The sequence below is a fragment of the Pseudomonas sp. GX19020 genome, from assembly GCF_023371075.1.
Classification (GTDB): domain Bacteria; phylum Pseudomonadota; class Alphaproteobacteria; order Rhodobacterales; family Rhodobacteraceae; genus Pseudogemmobacter.
Genome location: NZ_JAMCCR010000035.1, coordinates 1 through 4456 on the forward strand (window position 1 = coordinate 1; position 4456 = coordinate 4456).

At 62.2% G+C, this 4456-nt stretch carries 4 protein-coding genes; all 4 read left to right on the forward strand.

The window, feature by feature from the left end:
- The first annotated feature begins 80 nt into the window (after positions 1-80).
- The 4 genes from M3484_RS23450 (at position 81) to glnT (ending at position 4454) form a co-directional block, all read left to right on the forward strand.
- Positions 81-971, forward strand: coding sequence for a class II glutamine amidotransferase (locus M3484_RS23450; RefSeq protein ID WP_249499503.1), 891 nt, complete (start codon positions 81-83; stop codon positions 969-971).
- Position 972: 1 nt separating this feature from the next.
- Positions 973-1656 (forward strand): GltB/FmdC/FwdC-like GXGXG domain-containing protein, encoded by a 684-nt coding sequence (locus M3484_RS23455; protein WP_092895982.1) that lies wholly within the window; start codon positions 973-975, stop codon positions 1654-1656.
- 10 nt (positions 1657-1666) lie between these two features.
- A complete protein-coding gene (locus M3484_RS23460) occupies positions 1667-3004 on the forward strand; it encodes an FMN-binding glutamate synthase family protein (protein WP_092895984.1) in 1338 nt (445 codons plus the stop codon).
- Between the two features lie 106 nt (positions 3005-3110).
- Positions 3111-4454: a type III glutamate--ammonia ligase gene (gene glnT / locus M3484_RS23465; protein ID WP_092895986.1), complete on the forward strand. Its 1344-nt coding sequence runs from the start codon at positions 3111-3113 to the stop codon at positions 4452-4454.
- Positions 4455-4456 lie beyond the last annotated feature (2 nt).

Sequence of the window (4456 nt, forward strand, 5' to 3'; positions counted from 1 at the left end):
CATTCAACTTTATTTCTTGTGTGTTTGTTTGTCTGGTTGTTAGGATTGTTTTGCGCCAGAGCTAATAGGGAGCCGCTTCGATGTGCGGGATTGTTGGACTTTTTCTGAAGGACCGTTCGCTGGAGCCCGATCTGGGCCGTTTGCTGACGGATATGCTGATCACGATGACGGATCGCGGTCCTGATTCTGCGGGGATCGCGATTTACGGCGATGATGCGGGTGGCAAGCTGACGGTTCAGTCTGCCTTTGCGGATCGCGATTTTGCGACGCTGGAGGCGGATCTCGGGGCGGCGATCGGGGCGAAGGTTTCGCTTTCGCGCAAGGACAGCCATGCGATCCTGACGCTTGCGGCGGATAAGATCGCGCTCGCACGGGCGACGCTTGCGGCTCTGCGGCCGGATGTGCGGGTGATGAGCGCCGGCGATTCGATCGAGATCTATAAAGAGACCGGTCTGCCGAAGGATGTGGCGGCGCGCTTTGGTGTCTCAAAAATGTCGGGCCGGCACGGGATCGGCCATACGCGGATGGCAACCGAATCGGCGGTCACCACCATGGGGGCACACCCGTTCTCGACCGGGCTTGATCAGTGCCTTGTGCATAACGGCTCGCTGTCGAACCATAATTCGCTGCGCCGTGAGCTGATCCGCGACGGTGTGAAGTTCGAGACCCAGAACGATACCGAAGTTGCTGCGGCCTGGCTGTCGCATCAGCTGGCCCAGGGCGTCGAGCTTGGCGATGCGCTGCGCGCCGGTCTTGATGTGCTCGATGGCTTCTACACCTTCGTTGTCGGCACCAAAGACGGCTTCGGCGTGGTGCGTGACCCGATCGCCTGCAAGCCGGCGGTCATGGCCGAGACCGACCAATATGTCGCTTTCGGATCGGAATACCGCGCGCTGGTCAACCTGCCGGGCATCGAGGACGCCCGCGTCTGGGAACCGGAACCCGCAACCGTCTATTTCTGGAAGCACTGATATGCAGACGATTGACCTTGCAACCACCACTCTGCGCGACCTGAACGCGACGCTGCAGGCCACCAAAGGCCAGACCAATGCCACCGCCTGGGAGATCGTGAACCCGAAGGGCAGCCATGCGCTGGCCGTCGGCCTCGATGCCCCGATCGAAGTCACCGTCAAGGGCTCGACCGGCTATTACACCGCCGGGATGAACAAGCAGGCGACCGTCACCGTGAAGGGCTCGGCGGGCCCGGGTGTTGCCGAGAATATGATGTCGGGCACCGTCGTGATCGAGGGCGATGCCAGCCAATATGCCGGGGCGACCGGCAATGGCGGGCTTCTGGTCATCAAAGGCAATGCATCATCGCGTTGCGGCATTTCGATGAAGGGCATCAATATCGTCGTGCATGGCAATATCGGCCATATGTCGGCTTTCATGGCACAATCGGGCAATCTGGTTGTGCTGGGCGATGCCGGTGACGCGCTTGGCGACAGCCTTTACGAGGCGCGGCTCTTTGTCCGGGGCAGCGTCAAATCCCTCGGCGCCGACTGTATCGAGAAAGAGATGCGCCCCGAGCATATCGCGATCCTCCAGGACCTGCTGGCCCAGGCGGGCGCGGATGCAAAGCCCGAAGAATTCAAACGCTACGGCTCGGCCCGCAAGCTCTATAATTTCAACATCGACAATGCGTCGGCTTACTGAGGGATCGGCCATGAAAGACGAACAGAAGACGATCCCGCAGACCGTGCCGCGCCAGTCCTGGACCTATAGCCAGGAGATCAATTCCGAGATCCGCCGCGCCGCCGCCACCGGCATCTATGACATCCGCGGCGGTGGCGCCAAACGCAAGCTGCCGCATTTCGACGACCTCCTGTTCCTTGGCGCCTCGATCTCGCGCTATCCGCTGGAAGGTTACCGCGAGCGCTGCGAGACCAAAGTGGTCCTCGGCACCCGTTTCGCCAAAAAGCCGATCACGCTCGATATCCCGATCACCATCGCGGGGATGAGCTTTGGCGCGCTTTCGGGCGCGGCGAAAGAGGCACTTGGCCGCGGCGCCACGCTTTCGGGCACTTCGACCACCACCGGCGACGGCGGCATGACCCCCGAAGAGCGCGGCCATTCCAAGACCCTGGTCTATCAGTATCTGCCCTCGCGTTACGGCATGAACCCTGACGATCTGCGCCGCGCCGATGCGATCGAACTGGTGGTCGGCCAGGGCGCCAAACCGGGCGGCGGCGGCATGCTGCTGGGTCAGAAGATCTCGGACCGGGTTGCCAAAATGCGCAACCTTCCCAAAGGCATCGACCAGCGCTCGGCCTGCCGTCACCCCGACTGGACCGGCCCCGATGACCTCGAGATCAAGATCCTCGAGATCCGCGAGATCACCGGCTGGGAGAAGCCGATCTATATCAAGATCGGTGGTGCACGGCCCTATTACGACACGACGCTGGCGGTCAAAGCGGGCGCCGATGTCGTGGTGATCGACGGCATGCAGGGCGGCACCGCCGCAACCCAGGACGTGTTCATCGAACATGTCGGCCAGCCGACGCTCGCCGCACTGCCCCAGGCGGTGAAGGCGCTGCAGGATCTGGGCATGCATCGCAAAGTGCAGCTGATCGTCTCGGGCGGCATCCGCACCGGCGCCGATGTGGCCAAGGCGCTGGCGCTTGGCGCCGATGCGGTCGCGGTCGGCACCGCCGCGCTGATCGCGCTTGGCGATAATGACCCGCATTGGGAGGCCGAATACCAGAAGCTCGGCACCACCGCCGGGGCCTATGACGACTGGCATGAGGGCAAGGATCCCGCCGGCATCACCACCCAGGACCCCGAGCTGCAAAAGCGCCTCGACCCGGTCCAGGCGGGGCGGCGGCTCGCGAATTACCTCAAGGTGATGACGCTGGAGGCCCAGACCATCGCGCGGGCCTGCGGCAAGAACCATGTCCATAATCTCGAACCGGAGGATCTCTGCGCGCTGACGGTGGAATCGGCCGCCATGGCGGGCGTGCCGCTCGCGGGAACCAGCTGGATCCCGGGGCGCGGCGGCTACTGAACTGCTTTGGAAAGCCGGTCCGGATCTGGGCCGGCTTTCCTTTTCACAACATCAGGCCAGCCCCTCGACGGGCCAGCTGTATCAAAACAACAGGGAATCGAACAAAATGGCCTTGGACAAAGGGCAAAGCGCAAAGCCGCAGACCGGTGCCGAACTGAAGGCTTATGCCGAAGAGCGCGGCATCCGCTATTTCATGATCTCCTTCACCGATCTCCTGGGGTATCAGCGCGCCAAGCTGGTGCCGACCTGCGCGATCGAGGGCATGTGCCAGGATGGCGCCGGTTTCGCAGGCTTTGCGACCTGGCTCGACGTCACCCCGGCGCATCCCGATATGCTGGCCGTGCCCGACCCCTCGACCGTGATCCAGCTGCCCTGGAACCCCGAGATCGCCTGGGTCGCCTCGAACCCGGTCATGTCGGAAAAGCCCCTCGACCAGGCGCCGCGCAATGTGCTGCGCAAGCTGGTCGATGAAGCCGCCGAGCTGGGCCTGCGCGTCAAAACCGGCGTCGAGCCGGAATTCTTCCTGCTCAACCCCGATGGCTCCGCCGTCGCCGATGAATTCGACGATGCGGTCAAGCCCTGCTATGACCAGAACGCCATCCTGCGCCGCTATGACCTGATCAAAGAAATCGCCGATGCGATGCTCGATCTCGGCTGGGAACCCTATCAGAACGACCACGAAGACGCGAATGGCCAGTTCGAGATGAACTGGAAATACGATGATGTGCTGGCCACCGCCGATAAGCACGCCTTCTTCAAATTCATGACCCGCGTTCTGGCCGAGAAATACGGGCTGCGCGCCACCTTCATGCCCAAACCCCTGATGGGCAAGACCGGCAATGGCTGCCATGCCCATATCTCGGTCTGGACCATGGACGGCAAGTCGAACGCGTTTTCGGATGACAGCAAGGAACTCGGCCTGTCCGATAAGGGCCGCGCCTTCCTTGGCGGCATCATGAAACACGCCTCGGCACTCGCGCTGATCTGCAACCCGACGGTGAACAGCTACAAGCGCATCAACGCGCCCCGCACCTCGTCAGGCGCAACCTGGGCCCCGAATTCGGTGACCTGGACCGGCAATAACCGCACCCATATGGTCCGTGTCCCCGGACCCGGCCGGTTTGAACTCCGCCTGCCCGACGGCGCCGCAAACCCCTATCTCATGCAGGCCGTCATCCTTGCCGCCGGTCTCGACGGCATCCGCACCAATGCAGATCCGGGGCCCCGCTCGGATATCAACTTCTACACCGAGGGCCATCTGATCAAAGACGCGCCGAAACTGCCCCTCAACCTCCTCGACGCCATCCGCGCCTTCGATGCCGATACCGAGCTCAAAGCCGCCCTCGGCGAGGAATTCTCAAGCGCCTTCATCAAGATGAAAACCCAGGAATGGAACGAATATTGCGGCCATTTCACACAATGGGAAAAACAAAATACACTCGATATCTGAAG

Excerpts from the sequence above, each read along its gene's own strand:
- M3484_RS23455 (WP_092895982.1), top strand. The coding sequence starts at position 973 with ATGCAGACGATTGACCTTGCAACCACCACTCTGCGCGACCTGAACGCG.
- M3484_RS23450 (WP_249499503.1), top strand. The coding sequence starts at position 81 with ATGTGCGGGATTGTTGGACTTTTTCTGAAGGACCGTTCGCTGGAGCCC.
- glnT (WP_092895986.1), top strand. The coding sequence starts at position 3,111 with ATGGCCTTGGACAAAGGGCAAAGCGCAAAGCCGCAGACCGGTGCCGAA.
- M3484_RS23460 (WP_092895984.1), top strand. The coding sequence starts at position 1,667 with ATGAAAGACGAACAGAAGACGATCCCGCAGACCGTGCCGCGCCAGTCC.